Source organism: Saccharothrix isguenensis (assembly GCF_052936305.1).
The window spans coordinates 7399923-7416093 of record NZ_CP193626.1; the positions used below are offsets into that span (position 1 = coordinate 7399923).

Below are 16171 nucleotides of genomic sequence, written 5' to 3' on the forward strand. Positions count from 1 at the left end.
CTCAGACGAGCCTGCGGTCCGACGCCCAGCGGGACAGCTCGTAGCGGTTCGACAGCTGGGTCTTGCGCAGCACGCTCGACACGTGCGTCTCGACCGTCTTCACCGAGATGAACAGCTCCGACGCGATCTCCTTGTACGCGTACCCGCGCGCCAGCAGCCGCAGCACGTCCCGCTCGCGCGGCGTCAGCAGGTCCAGTTCCGGGTCGCTGATCGGGGCCGCGCCCGGCCGGTCGGCGAACGCGTCCAGCACGAACCCGGCCAGCCGCGGGCTGAACACCGCGTCGCCCTCCGAGACCCGCACCACCGCGCGCACCAGCTCCTGGCTGGAGATGGTCTTCGTCACGTACCCCCGCGCACCGGCGCGGATGACCGCGATGACGTCCTCGGCCGCGTCGGACACCGACAGCGCCAGGAACACCACCTCGGGCAGCGCCGTGCGGATCTGCCTCAGCACCTCCGCGCCGCCGCCGTCGGGCATGTGCACGTCGAGCAGCACCACGTCGGGGCGGTGGTGCCCGATACCCGCGACTGCCTCCCCGACCGAACCGGCCTCGCCGACCACCTCGATCTCGTCGGTGATCGAGTCCAGCTCGGCCCGCACCCCGGCGCGGAACAACGCGTGGTCGTCCACCAGGAACACCCGGACGGTCATGTCCTGGCCCCCGCCTCTCGCTTGTCTGCGGTCTTCCTCGGCATCATCAGCTGCACCTCCGTGCCCTCACCCAGCCGGGTGCGGATCCGGACTTCGCCGCCGTGCCGCTCCATCCTCCCCCCGATCGAGTCTGCGAGGCCATGCCGGTCCTCCGGCACGGCCTTCGGGTCGAAGCCCTTGCCCCGGTCCCGGACGAACACCGTCACCCGTTCGGGCTCCACTTCGCCGTAGACGCTGATCTCCCCCACGGCCGCGTGCTTGGCCGCGTTCACCATCGCCTCACGGGCCGCCTGGACCAGCGCGTACAGGTTCGGGTCCAGCTCGCAGTCGCCGACCACGACCTGCTGCACGGCCAGCGCGAAGCTGTCCTCCACCTCGCCGGCGGCCTTGGCGATCGCCGCGGACATGGTCGTCGGCTGGCTGTTCTCGTCCACGACCCGCCCGTACAACCACTCCCGCAGCTGCCGTTCCTGGCCGCGGGCCAGGCGCTTCACCTCTCGCGGGTGCTCGGCCTGCTTCTGGATCAGCGCCAGCGTCTGGAGCACGGAGTCGTGCAGGTGGGCGGCGATCTCGGCGCGTTCCTCGGTGCGGATGCGGACCCGGCGCTCCTCGCCCAGGTCGTTGATCAGCTTGATCCACAGCGGCACGGTGAGCACCGCGACACCGCCCAGCGTGGCGACCACGGCCAGCAGGGCGAACCGCAGCTGGTCGATGCCGTAGCTGTTGACCAGCAGCACGCCGATGCCGATGGCGACCAGCGCGACACCCGCCAGGACGCGCACGATGGTGCTGCGGCCGGTCCCGAGGAAGCCGGACCTCGCGCCGTCCCGCCAGCGGCGGCGCTGCGCCTCGTCCGCCTCGCGCCAGACCACGGCGGCGCCGACCAGGGCCACCGCGAGCGGTCCGGCGATCCAGCCGCTGACCGGGCCGGAGAAGAGGCCGGCCAGCACGGCGGCGGCGATGCCGAGCGCGACCAGGCCGAGCGCCTGCTGGCGTTCCCTCGGGTTCGAGGGTTCCTCCGGTTCGCTGATCGGGCGTTGGGGCACGAACAGCCACAGCAGGCCGTACGCGACCACGCCGACGCCGTTCAGCGCGGTCAGCGCGGCGAACGCCGCACGCACCCAGAACACCTCGATGCCGAGGTGGTCGGCGACACCGCCCGCCACGCCCGCGACCACGCGGCCCGTCCGCCTGCGGCGCACCGGCTCGACGACGGCCTTCGTCTCCACACTCACCCCCCGATGGTCACACGTGCGTCGGGGCCGGTCATCAGGGTTCCACCCGATGCCCGGTTCAGGGTGGGTCCCCGATGTGCGGGCGGCCGACTTTGAGCAAGCTGGTCATCGTGAGCGGGAACATCAGCGCAGCCAACGTCGAAGAGACGCTGAGGGACTTCTGGGCCACCAGGCCCAGGCGGCCACACGACGGTCGCAAGATCGCCGGTGTCGCCGCCGGTATCGCACAGCGGTACCAGATCGACCCGGTGATCGTCCGGGTGGCGTTCGTCGCGATGGCGCTGTGCAACGGCGCCGGGGTGCTCATCTACCTGCTGGGCTGGTTGCTGCTAGCGCAGGCCGATGACGAGGTGTCGGCGGCGGAGGCGCTGCTCGGACGGGGCCGCAGCTCGACGCCGACCGCGTTGACCGTCCTGCTCGGGCTCGCGGTGATCCCCGCGACCGGATTCTTCGTCGACGGCGGCTTCACCATGGTCGGTGGCGTGCTGCTGTCCGTCGGCTCGATCTACCTGCTGCACCGCGGCCGCGGGCAGCTCAACCGGCCGGACGCACCGGCCTTCACCGTGGGGGAACCGGTGTCGACGGACGACCAGACGACCGCGCGGGTGTCGCCGCCCGCCTGGGACCCGCTCGGCGCGGCCCCGTTCGCGTGGGACCTGCCCGAGCCCTCGACCTCGCCGACGCCGGTGGTCGCCGCCCCGCGGCCGGTGCGCCGCAAGTCACGGGTGGGGCTGGCCGCGTTCGGCGCCGCCCTGGTGGTGCTGGCCGGGTCGCTGGTGGCGTCCTCGTACTCGCCGTGGTTCGACTTCGAGCACACCCTCGGCCTGGTGGTCGCGGTGCTCGGCGCCGGCATGGTGCTCGGCTCGCTCCGGGGTGACGGGGGGCGCGGGCTGCTCTGGCTGGTCGTGCCGCTGTCGGTGCTCGGGGTGGCGATGACGTCGGTCGACTTCGACGGGGTCGACTCGGACCGGATGGGCAGCACCCGCGCCAAGCCGACGTCGGTGGAGCAGGTCGACGCCCGGTACGCGACGAGCGTCGGCGAGGTGGACCTGGACCTGACCGGCCTGCCGAACACCGGCTCCGTGACCACGGAGGTCGAGGTCGGCCTGGGCAGCGCGAAAGTCAAGGTGCCCGCCGACGCGGACGTGACGGTGACCTGCCGGACCGACCTCGGCGCGATCACGTGCCTGGACAAGAAGTCCGAGGGCAAGGGCGGCCACGTGGAGGTCAGCGACGACGGCGCCGACGGGCCGGGCGGATTGAAGATCGTGCTGGACGTGCGGAGTGAACTCGGAGAGGTGGAGGTGAGTCGTGGCTGACCAGGATTCGATCGAGAAGCGTGGGGTCGACGTGGTGGGGCTGGTGTTCGGGGTCGCGGCCCTGGTCGCCGCCGCCTACATGCTCTCCGACGGCGCGGCCTGGCCGGAGTTCCTCGACCTGAGGTGGGCGCTGGCCGGCGGGGCGATGGTGATCGGCCTGGGACTCCTGGCGGGGTCGGCTCGACGACACCGCTAGCGGGGGATCACGGGGGTTCGGGGAAAGCGGAAGGCCCGTCCTGGGGAGGACGGGCCTTCCGCGTGCTTCCGGACTGGCGCTTCGGGAGGGCTACTCCCACTCGATGGTGCCCGGCGGCTTGCTCGTCACGTCCAGGACCACCCGGTTGACCTCGTTCACCTCGTTGGTGATGCGGGTCGAGATGCGCTCCAGCACGTCGTACGGCAGGCGCGTCCAGTCCGCCGTCATGGCGTCCTCGCTGGACACCGGGCGCAACACGACCGGGTGACCGTAGGTGCGGCCGTCACCCTGCACGCCGACGCTGCGCACGTCCGCCAGCAGCACCACCGGGCACTGCCAGATGGACCGGTCGAGACCGGCGCTGGTCAGCTCCTCGCGGGCGATCGCGTCGGCCTTGCGCAGGATGTCCAGGCGCTCCGCCGTCACCTCGCCGATGATCCGGATGCCCAGGCCGGGGCCGGGGAACGGCTGGCGCTGCACGATCGTCTCCGGCAGGCCCAGCTCGGTGCCGACCCGGCGCACCTCGTCCTTGAACAGCGCGCGCAGCGGCTCGACGAGGGTGAACTGGAGGTCGTCCGGCAGGCCGCCGACGTTGTGGTGGCTCTTGATGTTCGCGGTGCCCGCGCCGCCGCCCGACTCGACCACGTCGGGGTAGAGCGTGCCCTGGACCAGGAACGAGTAGTCGCCCTCGGCCTTGAGGTCCCGCTCGGCCTGCTCGAAGACCCGGATGAACTCGCGGCCGATGATCTTGCGCTTCTCCTCGGGGTCGGTGACGCCGGCCAGCGCGTCCAGGAAGCGCTCGCGGGCGTCCACGGTCACCAGGTTCACGCCCGTCGCGGCCACGTAGTCCCGCTCGACCTGCGCCCGCTCACCCGCGCGCAACAGGCCGTGGTCGACGAACACGCAGGTCAGCCGGTCACCGATGGCGCGCTGGACGAGGGCCGCGGCCACCGCCGAGTCGACGCCGCCGGACAGGCCGCAGATGGCCTTGCCGTCGCCGACCTGCTCCTTGATCCGGGCCACCTGCTCGTCCACGATCGAGGACGTCGTCCACTGCGGCCGGATGCCCGCGATCTCGTGCAGGAACCGGCGCAGCACCTCCTGTCCGTGCGGCGAGTGCCCCACTTCCGGGTGGTACTGCACGCCCGCGAACCGGCGTTCGGTGTCCTCGAACGCGGCCACCGGCGCGCCTTCGCTGCTCGCCGTCACGGTGAAGCCCTCGGGCGCCTTCGTCACGCAGTCGCCGTGGCTCATCCACACCGGGTGGTTGGCGGGCAGTTCCTCGTGCAGGAGGCCGCCGGTCTGCTGGACGCCCAGCTCGGTGCGGCCGTACTCGCGGGTGCCGGTGTGCTCGACCGTGCCGCCGAGGGCGCCCGCCATGGCCTGGAAGCCGTAGCAGATGCCGAAGACGGGGACGCCGACGTCGAACAGCGTCGGGTCGAGCTGGGGCGCGCCGGGCTCGTAGACGCTCGACGGGCCGCCGGACAGCACGATGGCGAGCGGGTCGCGTTCCAGCAGTTCCGCCACCGGCGTGCTGTGCGGGACGACTTCCGAGTAGACCTGCGCCTCCCGGACTCGCCGGGCGATCAGCTGCGCGTACTGCGCGCCGAAGTCGACTACCAGCACAGGGCGGTTGCTGCTCTCGGCCACTGGGGGAAAACCTCTCGTCTGGCGGATCCGCGCAGGTGAAGGATGTCATGCGTGGAAGAGGAAGCGCTCACCGGAGGCGGGCTCAACGAGGTGGTGCGGGTCGGGTCGACGGTGCGCAGGCCGACCGGCCCGTGGACCCCGAACGTGCACCGCCTGCTGGAACACCTTGCACCGCTTGGCATCGCGCCGGTCGTGCACGGCGTGGACGACCGCGGGCGCGAGGTGCTGTCGTACCTGGAGGGTGAGGTGGGCCACCCGCCGTTGGCGGACGGGCTGCGCACCGACGAGGTGCTGGTGGCGGCGGCGCGGATGGTGCGCCGGCTGCACGACGCGTCGGCGGAACTGGTGGCGGCCGGCGCGGTGTCGTTGGTCGACGGCTGGCAGCACCCGGCCCTGTCACCCGTAGAGGTGATCTGCCACAACGACCTCGCGCCGTACAACATGGTGTTCCGCGACGGGCTGCCCGCCGGCGTGTTCGACTTCGACACCGCCCGGCCGGGGCCGAGGTGGTGGGACGTGGCCTACACGGCGTACTGCCTGGTGCCGTTCTCCCCCGAGTTCGGCACGCCCGATGAGCAGTGGCGACGGGCCGAGCTGTTCTGCGCCGAGTACGGGATGCCGGCGGCCGGGATGGGGCGGCGGGTGCTCGCCAGGCTGGACGACATGATCGCGATGATCCGCGAACGGCCGGAGTTCGCACGGCAGCGGGAAGAGGGCCACGACCGCTACTACCTGGGCCATGCGGGGTACGTCCGGGACCACTTCCAAGATCGATAGGTCGAACCGCCCCGTACGGGCATACGGTGTGGACCATGGACGCGTTCACCCCGCAGCCACGACCCTGCTGGATCGCCGGACACGCCGAGCAGGGCGGGCAAGCAATCACCGTCCACCACCCGTTCGACGGCACCGAGGTCGCCTCGGTCGCGGTGCCCGGACCGGACCAGGTGGAACGGGCGGTCGCCGCCGCGGCGGCCGTGGCCAAGGAGTTCCGCCGCACGCCGGCGCACGTGCGGGCGACAGCGCTGATGCACGTGTCGGAGGCGATCGCGGCGCGGGCCGAGGAGATCGCGGAGACCATCACCGCCGAGAACGGCAAACCGCTGAAGTGGGCCGACATCGAGGTCCGGCGCGCGGTGAGCACGTTCCGGTTCGCGGCCGAGGAGGCGCGGCGGTTCACCGGCGACCTCCAGCGGCTGGACACCGACGCGAACGGCGAGGGCCGGATGGCCGTGGTGCGCCGGGTGCCGCGCGGGCCGGTGCTCGCGGTGGCGCCGTTCAACTTCCCGCTGAACCTGGTCGCGCACAAGGTCGCGCCCGCGCTCGCGGTGGGCGCGCCGGTGATCGTGAAGCCTTCGTCCTCCACACCGCTGTCGGCGTTGCTGCTCGGTGAGCTGCTGGCCGAGACGGGCCTGCCGGAGGGCGCGTTCTCCGTGCTGCCGGTGCGGGGCTCGGAGATGAAGTCGCTGGTCACGGACGAGCGGTTGCCGGTCATCTCGTTCACCGGCTCCACCTCGGTCGGCTGGTCGCTGACGGATTCGGCGCCGCGCAAGCACGTGGTGATGGAGCTGGGCTCCAACTCGGCCGCGATCATCTGCCCGGACTGGCCCGACCTGGACTTCGCCGCGTCCCGGATCGCCACGTTCGGCAACTACCAGGCCGGGCAGTCGTGCATCGCGGTGCAGCGGGTGCTGGTGCACCGGGACGTGGCCGAGGCGTTCGTGCCGAAGCTGGTGGCGGCGGTGCGGGCGCTGAAGACCGGCGACCCGCACGACCCGGAGGTCGAGGTCGGGCCGCTGATCGACGAGGACAACGCGAAGCGGGTCGAGGAGTGGGTGGCCGAGGCCGTGGCGGCCGGCGCGACGCTGCACGTCGGCGGCGGGCGCGACGGGACTTCCGTCGAGCCGACCGTGGTGCAGGACGTGCCGCCGTCGGCGCGGGTGTGGCACCAGGAGGTGTTCGGGCCGGTGCTGGCGGTGTCCGTGGTGGACTCGGTGGCCGAGGCGTTCGAGCAGGCCAACGCCACGGAGTACGGGTTGCAGGCCGGCGTGTTCACGCGGGACGTCACGGTGGCGTTCGAGGCGGCGGCCGAGCTGGAAGTAGGCGGCGTGATCATCGGCGACGTGCCGTCCTACCGGGCCGACCAGATGCCGTACGGCGGGGTGAAGGGGTCGGGCACGGGCCGCGAGGGCGTGCGGTCGGCGATGGTCGACTTCACCGAGGAACGCACCATGGTCCTGACCGGGGTCACTCTCTGACGGCACCTCTGGCGAGCAGCACCAGGCCGTCGACCAGGTCTTCGGTGCCGGAACCGGTGGCGAGGGCGCGGAGCTTCAGGCCCATCACCATGCCCACCACGGCACTGGCGACCTGGTCGGCGTCCTTCACCCCGATGGACGTCAGCACGGTCGCGGCGAGCCGGTCGTAGGCGGCGAAGCACTCGGCGGCTGCGGCCCGCAGCTCCGGGTCGCGGCCGGCGTGCAGGTACAGCTCGTAGGGCGCGAGGCGCTCGCTGTCGGTCCGGGTGGCCTCGGCGACCTGGCCGACGATCTCGACCACCTCCGCCAGGTCGGCGCACTCGGTCGAGTTCTCCTTCGCCAGCTCGCCGAACCGCTTGGTCTCCTCGGTGACGAAGTACCGCAGGCTCTCCCGCAGCAGGTCCTGCTGGGTGGCGAAGTGGTAGGTGACCGACCCGAGCGAGACACCCGCCTCCTGCGCGATGCGCCGGTTGGTCACGCCCGCGATCCCGTCGTCGCCGACGATCCGCAGCACGGCGCTGATGATCCGCTGCCGGGTTTCGGCGGGCCTCGTCATGGCGTCATTGTCCCCTGCTCGACCTCGTCCACCCGAACACCGGTCCCCGTTCACGGCCGGCGTCATCCGCGATACTGTTCGTTCGAACGAACAGTATCGTCGCTGGAGGTTCGATGCACGTAGAGGGAACTACCGTTCTGCTCACCGGGGCGACCGGCGGCATCGGCCACGCCATCGCCCGCGCGTTCGCCCGCCGGGGCGCCGAGCTCGTGCTGACCGGCCGGAAGACGTCCGAGCTGGAACGGCTGGCCGTCGAGACCGGCGGCCGGGCGATCACCGCCGACCTCGCCGACCCGGACGACGTGCGGAGGCTGGTCGAGGAGGCGGGCGCGGTCGACGTGCTGGTCGCCAACGCCGCGCTGCCCGCCGGCGGAGGACTGCTCGACTTCACGCCCGAGCAGGTCGGGCGCGCTCTGGCGGTGAACCTGGAAGCGCCGATCGCGCTGACGCACGCGCTGCTCCCGTCGATGCTCGCCGCCGGACGCGGGCACGTCGTGCACGTCGGCTCGCTGTCGGGCAAGGTCGCCTCCGCGTACTCCTCGCTGTACAACGCCACCAAGTTCGGGCTGCGCGGGTTCGCGCTGGGGCTCCGCGACGAACTGCACGGCACCGGGGTCGGCGTGTCGATCGTCCAGCCCGGGTTCGTGCGGGACGCCGGGATGTTCGCCGACACGGGCGCGAAGCCGCCCGCCGGGGTGCGGACCGTGTCACCGGAACAGGTGGCGGACGGCGTGCTGACCGCGATCCGGCAGGACAAGGCCGAGCTGAACGTGGCGCCGGCGGAGTTGCGGGTGCTGAGCGCGCTCGGCAGCGCGTTCCCGGCGTTCTCGGCCGCCTTGCAGCGCCGGATGTCGAACGACGAAGTGATGCGGCAGATGAGCGGGGCGAACCAGGGGAAGCGCTGATGACCACGAACGCGATGGGCTCCATGGACACGACGTCGATCCCGCACCCGCGCTGGCGGGTGCCGCTGCTGGGCGACGTCGTCGGCGCGGGTGCGCGCACGCCCGTGCAGGACACGATGCGGCAGGCCGGCGACCTCGGGCCGATCTTCACCCGGCGGTTCCTCAAGCGCGAGATCGTCTTCGTGGCGGGCGCCGAGCCGGCCGCGGAACTGGCCGACGAGTCGCGGTTCTCCAAGCACCTCGCGCTGGCCGTGGAGGCGTTGCGCGACATCGGCGGCGACGGGCTGTTCACCGCGTACAACGAGGAGCCCAACTGGAAGGCGGCGCACGACGTGCTGCTGCCGGCGTTCACCCAGAGCGCGATGCGCGGCTACCACTCGGCGATGCTGGACGTGACCGCGCGGCTGGTCGAGAAGTGGGACCGGGGCGGGGTCGTGGACGTCTCCGCGGACATGACCAAGCTGACCCTGGAGACCATCGGGCAGGTCGGGTTCGGGTACTCGTTCGAGTCGTTCGAGCGGTCGTCCACCCACCCGTTCGTGCGCGCGATGACCGGCTCGCTGGCGTACGCGCAGGGCACGACGACCACGTTGCCGCTGGTGCGCAAGCTGTTCGGCCGCGCGGCGAAGCAGCAGTACGACCGCGACCTCGCCTACCTCACCGAGGTCGTGGACGAGGTGATCCGGTCGCGGCGCGGCGCGCACGGGACGGACCTGCTCGGGCTGATGCTCGCGTCCGGCGCGCTGGACGACGTGAACGTCCGCAACCAGGTGATCACGTTCCTGGTGGCGGGCCACGAGACCACGTCCGGCGCGCTGTCGTTCGCGCTGTACTACCTGTCGAGGCACCCCGAGGTGGTCGAGCGGGCGCAGGCCGAGGTCGACGCGGTGTGGGGTTCGGCGCAGGTGCCGGAGTTCGAGCAGGTCGCCAAGCTGCGGTACGTGCGGCGGGTGCTGGACGAGGCGCTGCGGCTGTGGCCGACCGCGCCGGGGTACGGCCGGCAGGCGCGGGAGGACACCGTGCTGGGCGGGAAGTACCCGATGCGGGCCGGGCAGTGGGCGCTGGTGCTGCTGCCGCTGGTGCACCGCGACCCGGCGGTGTGGCCGAACCCGGAGGCGTTCGACCCGGACCGGTTCTCGCCGGCCGAGGTGCGGGCCCGGCCCGGACACGTCTACAAGCCGTTCGGCACGGGCGAACGGGCGTGCATCGGGCGGCAGTTCGCGCTGCACGAGGCGACGTTGGCGCTGGGCACGGTGCTGCGCCGGTACGACCTGGTGGGTTCCCCCGACTACCGGCTGAAGGTCGCCGAGACGCTGACGCTGAAGCCGGAGGGGTTCACGCTGACGCCTCGCCGGCGGTGAAGCCCTTGGCACGGCGCAAGGCCCGGTCGAGGTCGGCCGGGGCGACGGCGGCGGTGTGGCCGTCGGGGCGGACCAGCGCGTCCGCCTCGACGGTGAAGCCGGGGCCGTAGCGGTGGCTGTGCGGGCGCAGCGCGCCGTCGCCGTTGGTGGTCAGCGGCGAGTCCCGGTACGGGAAGGGCTCGAACAGCCTGCCGGAGTCGATCCGGTCGGTGGGGCCGTGCTCCAGCACGTGCTCGCGGTGGACGCGCTCGGCTTCCGTCTGGGGCACCAGGAACCGCATGGTCTCGCCGGTGACGCGCAGGTTCTCGTCCGCCGCCGCCGCGCGTTCGTCGTGGTAGGACTCCAGCAGGCGGGGGCCTGCCTCACCGGCGCGGTCGAGCGCGATCTTCCACGCCGCGTTGTCCGCGTCGCACACCCCGGAGTTCAGGCCGCGCGCGCCGAACGGGCTCATCACGTGCGCGGCGTCGCCCGCCAGCAGGACACCACCGACCCGGAAACGGGCCGCTCGGCGCTGGTGGAAGCGGTACGTGGACTGCCACAGCACCTCGTACGGCCGGTCACCGGTGATCGCGCGGATGTGGTCCGCGGTCAGCTCGAAGCCCTCCGGCACCTGCCAGTCGACGCGGTGCACGCCGTCCGGCTGCGCGTGGACCAGGACCTGGCGGCCGGGGACGCCCAGGAGGTCCAGCGCCGGCGGGTCGAAGTAGAAGCGGCGCTCCGGCTCGGGGTGGCCCAGGTCGACCCGGATGTCCGCGATGACGAACCGGTCGGCGAACGAGTGGCCCTCGAACGGGATGCCGAGCAGGTGGCGGACCGCGGAGTGCGCGCCGTCCGCCGCCACGCAGTGCGTGCCTTCGTACGTCTCGGACGCCGTCCGCACGACGACGTGGTCGGTCTGATGGAGCCCGACGACTTCCCGGCCGTAGCGGAGGTCGATCAGCGGCTCCCGGCGTGCTCGGGCGGCGAGGATCCGCTCCACGACGGTCTGCGGTGTGTTGACGAACGGCGGGAACCCCTCGGCGTGCGGGAACCCCTCGGCGTGCGGCAGTTCGACGGTGAGCACCTCGCGGTCGCGGACGTAGGTCCGGCCGCGGTACCAGGTGACGCCCGCGTCCACCACGGCCCGGCCGACGCCGACCCGTTCCAGGACGGCCAGCACGTCCCGGTGCACGCAGATGGACCGGGAACCCACGGCCTGGTGGCGCTCGGCGGCTTCGAGGACGGTCGTCGGCACGCCCGCGCGGGCCAGCAGGAGCGCGGCGGTGAGGCCCACCGGACCCGCCCCGACCACCAGCACCGGCGGCGTGGTCATCGCAGCGCCGCCCACACCTCGCGGTCCCTTTCGGCGGTCCAGATCCGGGGCCACGCCACGCCGTCGCACTCGTCCCAGTACCGCTGCACGTCGAACGGGAGGCAGTGCTCGAAGATCGGCCACCGGCCGTAGCGCGGGGCGAGGGCGGCGTGCGCGGCCTCGAACGCCTCCTTCACCGTGCCGCCGTTGACGTGCACCGTGCCGACCGTGCAGCGCAGTTCGTCCAGGAAGTGCCGGGACTGGGCGATGGCCGCGGCCACCTCGGCCCGGTCCCGCGCCGGCGCCCCGCGCCCGCCGACCAGCTGCTCCGCGCCCAGGGCCGCGACGCGGTCGAGCGTCGTCGTGGCCCACTCGTCGTGGAACGCGTCGCCCGTGTACAGGGCGGCCTGCGACTCGACCAGGTCACCGGCGAACAGGATCCGCTGGTGCGGCAGCCACGCCACGATGTCGCCCGCGGTGTGCCCGCGGCCGGAGAACCTCAGCTCGACCTCGCCCCGGTCACCGCCGAGCGGGATGGTGAGCCGGTCGGAGAAGGTGACGGTCGGCCAGGTGAGGCCGGGGATGCCCTCGGGTTCCTCGAACAGCCGGGGCATCCGGCCGTACTCGCTGAGCCAGTCCGCCCGGCCGCGTTCGGCGATCAACGTCCTGGTGCTCTCGTGGGCGATGACCTCGGCCGCGTCGAACGCGCTCGCGCCCAGCGTGCGGACCGCGTGGTAGTGGCTCAGCACCAGGTAGCGGACGGGTTTGTCGGTGCGCCGGCGGAGCAGGCCGAGCCAGCGCCGGGCGGCTTTCGGCGTGGCGCGGGCTTCCACGCAGACCAGGAAGTCCTCGCCCTCGATCGCGCCGACGTTCGGATCGCCCTCGGCGGTCAGGGTGTAGACGCCATCGGCCAACTCCACGAACTTCTCGTCCTTCGGCGCGAGGTCGGCGCTGGACGCGAACGGCTTCGTTGCCACGCAACCCACCATAGGGCCGTCGGCACGCCCCGCGTCAGGACGACTTGACCTCCACGATCGGCAGCCGCAGGGCGCCGGGCGCTTCGGCCGGCACGGCGGGTTTCACCGGCGGCACCGGGGCGATCCGCCGGTACCCCGCGGCCTGGTCCGGGCGCCGGTCCGGCTCGCCCTTGTTCGGCCACACCGAGAACGCCCGCTCGGCCTGCGCGGTGATCGTCAGCGACGGGTTCACGCCCAGGTTCGCCGAGATCGCCGCGCCGTCGACCACGGACAGGCCCGGGTAGCCGTAGACCCGGTGGTACGGGTCGATCACGCCGCTCTCCGGGTCCGCCCCGATCGGGCAGCCGCCGATGAAGTGGGCGGTCAACGGGATGTCGAACAGCTCGCCCCACGTGCCGCCCGCCATGCCGTCGATGTGCTCCGCCGCGAGCAGGTTCGCCCGGTGCCCGGCCGGGATGAACGTCGGGTTCGGCTCGCCGTGCCCCTGCTTCGAGCTGAGCTTGCGCCCGAACAGGCCCTTCTTCGTGAACGTGGTGATGGAGTTGTCCAGGCTCTGCATCACCAGCAGGATCACCGTCCGCTCGCTCCACCGGTGCACCGACAGCAGCCGGGCGAACCGGAGCGGGTGCCGCACCGCCTGGGACAGGAACTGCAGGATGCGGGGCATCGACTTCGCGCCGTCCGTGGCCAGCGTCTGCAGCAGCCCCATGGCGTTGCTGCCCTTGCCGTAGCGCACCGGCTCGACGTGGGTCTGCTCGTCCGGGTGGATGGACGACGTGATCGCCACGCCCTGGCTGAAGTTGCGCTCCTCGTCCACCGTGAAGCGGCCGGCGCCGATGATCGACTCCGAGTTCGTCCGGGTCAGCTCGCCGAGCTTGGGCGAGATCCGCGGCAACGCGCCCTCGTCGCGCATCCGGTGCAGCAGCTGCTGGGTGCCCCACGTGCCGGCAGCCAGCACGACCTGGCCCGCGGTGATCGTGCGGCGGCCCTTGCGGAGCTTCCCGCCGGTCCGCCGGGTGCCGACCGCCCACGTGCCGTCCGGCGCCTGGCGCAGGTCGGTGACGGTGGTCAGCGGCAGCACCTCCGCGCCGTTGCGCTCGGCGAGGTAGAGGTAGTTCTTGACCAGCGTGTTCTTCGCGCCGACGCGGCAACCGGACATGCACGCGCCGCACTCCGTGCAGCCGGTCCGGCTCGGGCCCGCGCCACCGAAGTACGGGTCCTCGGCGGGCTTGCCCGGCTCGCCGAAGAACACGCCGACCGGCGTCGGGTGGTAGGTGTCGGCCACGCCCATGTCCTCGGCGACCTGCCGCATCACCACGTCCGACGGCGTCGTGGTCGGGTTCTCCACCACGCCGAGCATCCGGCTCGCCTGGTCGTAGAACGGGGCCAGCTCGGCTTCCCAGTCGGTGATGTGCGCCCACTGCCGGTCCGCGTAGAACGGCTTGAGAGGCCGGTACAGGGTGTTGGCGTAGACCAGCGACCCGCCGCCGACGCCGGACCCGGCCAGGATCATCACGCTGCGTAGGGCGTGGATGCGCTGGATCCCGTAGCAGCCCAGCGCGGGCGCCCACAGGTAGCGGCGCAGGTTCCAGGACGTCTTGGCGAACTCGTCGTCGGCGAACCGGCGGCCGGCCTCGACCACGGCCACCCGGTAGCCCTTCTCGGTGAGCCGGAGCGCGGCGACGCTGCCGCCGAAGCCCGACCCCACCACCACGACGTCGTAGTCGGTGTTGTTACCGGCGAGTTCACCCATGGTTGCGAGATTAGGGGTTACTTCGGGTAACAGCTAGTCCTCGATCGGTTCAGGCCGGTGGTGGACCCGGACTCCCGACGGGTGCGGGCCGACCCGACGCCTACGCTGCATGGGTGTTCCGCAGGCGAGCGGACCGTGACGCGCGGTCGACCAACCCGGCACGCCACCTCGCGGTGGTCGGCGCCGTAGTGCTGCTCGGCGCCGTCACGCACCCGTCGAGCGCGCTCCGCTCCGACCCCGGCGTCTACTCGTACGCGACCGACGACCACGTCGTCGTCATGCGGGGCGACGACGTGGTCACCCGCTGGACGCCCGCGCCGGGCGAGGTGACCGGGCGCATGGTGTGGACCGACGACGGCGACCGCGTGGCCTTCTTCGCCGAAGGGGACGCGTCGCGCCGGCTCGTCGTGCTCGACGCCCGTTCCGGCGCCGAGCGGGCCCTGCCGTGCGACACCTGTGCGCGCATCGCCGCCGCCGGCCACGACGTCCTCCTGGTCAGCACCCACGACGGTGACGGCCTCGCCGGCCTGCTGCGGCTCGACCTGGACCGCGCCACACCGCCGGCCGACGTCCCCGCCGAACTCCCGCCGCTGGTCGACGCGGCGATCTTCTCCGGCACGAACGGCGAAGTGCTGCTGCAGGGCGTGGACCGGACGGGCGACGAGGTCTACCTCCGCGTCCGCCCCGACGGCACGACGTCACCGGTCGGCACCGCGACCCACGCCCGCCGCGACCGGCACGGGCGGACGTTCCTGCGCGAACTCGTGGACGCCGCCGTGGCCGTGGACCACGAGGGCAACACCGTGTACGCCGTCGTCGGCGGCTTCCAAGCGCCGCAAGGGTCGTGCGAGCACGCCGCCGAGGTGTTCGTCGCCCTGCCGTCACGGGAGAGCACCGTGCCGACCGACCTCAGCCTGGCCACGCCCGTCCCCGACGTCGACGCCGCCACCAGCACCACCGTCCTGTCCGTGTGGTGGGACCACGACGACCGGCTGCACGCGGCGGTGCTGGCCGACGTCTGCGACGGTCGCGCGTCCATCGGACCCACCAGCGGCGAGTGGGTGCTCGACCACAACAGGTGGACGCAGGTCTCGTCCGACCTCACGCTCGGCTCGCGGTACCTGCGCGACGGGTCGAAGGTCGCCACCCGGTTCGCCGGCGACTCGTGGGAAGGCGCGACGCTCGTCCTGGAGCGCGGGTCCGACCCGGCCCACATCGCCGACGGCGTGCTCAGCCTGGCCGCGCCGATGCCCCGCCGCGCCGGGAGCGACCAGGTGCTGGAGCACCTCTGCGACCCACGTGACGCGGTGTGCCTGGCCCGCGTAGGGCGCGAGTACGAGGTGGGCTCCGCGACCGGGGACTTCGACGGCGACGGCGCGCCGGACCGCGCCACGATCGTCCGCGACCAGCGGAACGGCACGTCCGTGAAGATCGGGTTCGGCGGTGGGCGCTCGGAGACCGTCGCCTTCCCCGGCACGATCGACCAGGGCGTGCCGCACTGGGCGGGCGCCACCGACGTCACCGGGGACGGCCGGGCCGAACTGCTCGTCCCGCTCGGCACGAAGGCGAACGGCGTGCTGCTCGGGCTGTTCGAGTACGCGGACGGTCGGCTCACCGAGGTCCGGGGCGACCTCGACGACCCGGTCGTGGGCGCCGGCGCCGAGGAGGCGTCCGGCATCCAGTGCCTGGAGGAGGACGGCCGCCGCCTGCTCCGGACCCGGACCGCCCGCACGGGCTCCGCCGAGCACGTGCTCCGGGAGGTCACGTACGCGCCCGACGAGTCCGGTCGGCTCGTGCGGATCACCGACGAGACCTCCGCGTTCCCGGCCGCCGCGGACGGCGCACTGCCCGCGCGGCTGGCCGACGTGCCGGGCGTGCACTGCCCCGGCGTGCCGGACCTGCTCCAGCCCTGAACTGTTGGAGGGCTGGAACTGGACCCGGCCGGAAACGGCCGCTGCCCCCGGAATGGTCCCCGGGGGCAGCGGCGTGGATCGACGGCGCGGGTCGACGGCGCGGGG

The 16171-nt window shown here is 72.6% G+C and carries 14 protein-coding genes; 7 read left to right on the plus strand and 7 right to left on the minus strand.

Going from position 1 to position 16171, the window contains the following annotated elements; translation table 11 throughout:
* Position 1 precedes the first annotated feature (1 nt).
* On the minus strand, positions 2 to 652 hold the full coding sequence (locus ACRAKI_RS33270; protein WP_033436784.1) for a response regulator: 651 nt from the start codon (positions 650 to 652) through the stop codon (positions 2 to 4).
* Positions 649 to 1887 (minus strand): ATP-binding protein, encoded by a 1239-nt coding sequence (locus ACRAKI_RS33275; RefSeq protein ID WP_447004444.1) that lies wholly within the window; start codon positions 1885 to 1887, stop codon positions 649 to 651. Before ACRAKI_RS33275 ends, ACRAKI_RS33270 begins: the two co-directional genes overlap by 4 nt.
* Positions 1888 to 1997: 110 nt before the next feature.
* Between ACRAKI_RS33275 and ACRAKI_RS33280 the strand changes: the two genes are divergently transcribed.
* Both ACRAKI_RS33280 and ACRAKI_RS33285 read left to right on the plus strand, forming a co-directional pair.
* On the plus strand, positions 1998 to 3206 hold the full coding sequence (locus ACRAKI_RS33280) for a PspC domain-containing protein (protein WP_447004445.1): 1209 nt from the start codon (positions 1998 to 2000) through the stop codon (positions 3204 to 3206).
* Positions 3199 to 3402 (plus strand): hypothetical protein, encoded by a 204-nt coding sequence (locus tag ACRAKI_RS33285; RefSeq protein ID WP_447004446.1) that lies wholly within the window; start codon positions 3199 to 3201, stop codon positions 3400 to 3402. The genes ACRAKI_RS33280 and ACRAKI_RS33285 overlap by 8 nt, the downstream gene beginning before the upstream one ends.
* A gap of 90 nt (positions 3403 to 3492) precedes the next feature.
* Here ACRAKI_RS33285 and guaA read toward each other — a convergent pair whose 3' ends face one another.
* Positions 3493 to 5052, minus strand: a complete 1560-nt coding sequence (gene guaA, locus ACRAKI_RS33290) for a glutamine-hydrolyzing GMP synthase (RefSeq protein ID WP_447004447.1) — start codon at positions 5050 to 5052, stop codon at positions 3493 to 3495.
* Between the two features lie 51 nt (positions 5053 to 5103).
* Here guaA and ACRAKI_RS33295 point away from each other — a divergent pair, with 51 nt between their 5' ends.
* Together ACRAKI_RS33295 and ACRAKI_RS33300 are read left to right on the plus strand one after the other, a co-directional pair.
* Complete coding sequence (locus tag ACRAKI_RS33295) at positions 5104 to 5829, plus strand: phosphotransferase (RefSeq protein ID WP_447004448.1); 726 nt, start codon at positions 5104 to 5106, stop codon at positions 5827 to 5829.
* A gap of 35 nt (positions 5830 to 5864) precedes the next feature.
* On the plus strand, positions 5865 to 7310 hold the full coding sequence (locus tag ACRAKI_RS33300) for an aldehyde dehydrogenase family protein (protein ID WP_447004449.1): 1446 nt from the start codon (positions 5865 to 5867) through the stop codon (positions 7308 to 7310).
* Here ACRAKI_RS33300 and ACRAKI_RS33305 read toward each other — a convergent pair.
* A complete protein-coding gene (locus ACRAKI_RS33305; protein WP_447004450.1) occupies positions 7300 to 7866 on the minus strand; it encodes a TetR/AcrR family transcriptional regulator in 567 nt (188 codons plus the stop codon). The two genes, ACRAKI_RS33300 and ACRAKI_RS33305, sit on opposite strands and share 11 nt — an antisense overlap.
* A 113-nt stretch (positions 7867 to 7979) precedes the next feature.
* On the opposite strand from ACRAKI_RS33305, the gene ACRAKI_RS33310 reads away from it, so the two are divergent.
* Complete coding sequence (locus ACRAKI_RS33310) at positions 7980 to 8771, plus strand: SDR family NAD(P)-dependent oxidoreductase (RefSeq protein ID WP_447004451.1); 792 nt, start codon at positions 7980 to 7982, stop codon at positions 8769 to 8771.
* A complete protein-coding gene (locus ACRAKI_RS33315) occupies positions 8771 to 10132 on the plus strand; it encodes a cytochrome P450 (RefSeq protein WP_447004452.1) in 1362 nt (453 codons plus the stop codon). Before ACRAKI_RS33310 ends, ACRAKI_RS33315 begins: the two co-directional genes overlap by 1 nt.
* Here the strand turns inward: ACRAKI_RS33315 and ACRAKI_RS33320 are convergent.
* Genes ACRAKI_RS33320 through ACRAKI_RS33330 form a run of 3 tightly spaced genes read right to left on the minus strand, consistent with a single transcriptional unit; the run spans position 10107 to position 14153 of the window.
* Positions 10107 to 11444 (minus strand): FAD-dependent monooxygenase, encoded by a 1338-nt coding sequence (locus ACRAKI_RS33320; RefSeq protein WP_447004453.1) that lies wholly within the window; start codon positions 11442 to 11444, stop codon positions 10107 to 10109. The two genes, ACRAKI_RS33315 and ACRAKI_RS33320, sit on opposite strands and share 26 nt — an antisense overlap.
* Positions 11441 to 12400 carry an MBL fold metallo-hydrolase gene (locus ACRAKI_RS33325; protein WP_447004454.1) on the minus strand — a complete coding sequence of 320 codons (960 nt, stop codon included), beginning with the start codon at positions 12398 to 12400 and terminating at the stop codon, positions 11441 to 11443. Before ACRAKI_RS33325 ends, ACRAKI_RS33320 begins: the two co-directional genes overlap by 4 nt.
* 34 nt (positions 12401 to 12434) lie before the next feature.
* Positions 12435 to 14153, minus strand: coding sequence for an FAD-dependent oxidoreductase (locus ACRAKI_RS33330; RefSeq protein ID WP_447004455.1), 1719 nt, complete (start codon positions 14151 to 14153; stop codon positions 12435 to 12437).
* Positions 14154 to 14266: 113 nt separating this feature from the next.
* On the opposite strand from ACRAKI_RS33330, the gene ACRAKI_RS33335 reads away from it, so the two are divergent.
* Positions 14267 to 16066: a hypothetical protein gene (locus ACRAKI_RS33335; RefSeq protein WP_447004456.1), complete on the plus strand. Its 1800-nt coding sequence runs from the start codon at positions 14267 to 14269 to the stop codon at positions 16064 to 16066.
* Positions 16067 to 16171: the final 105 nt, after the last annotated feature.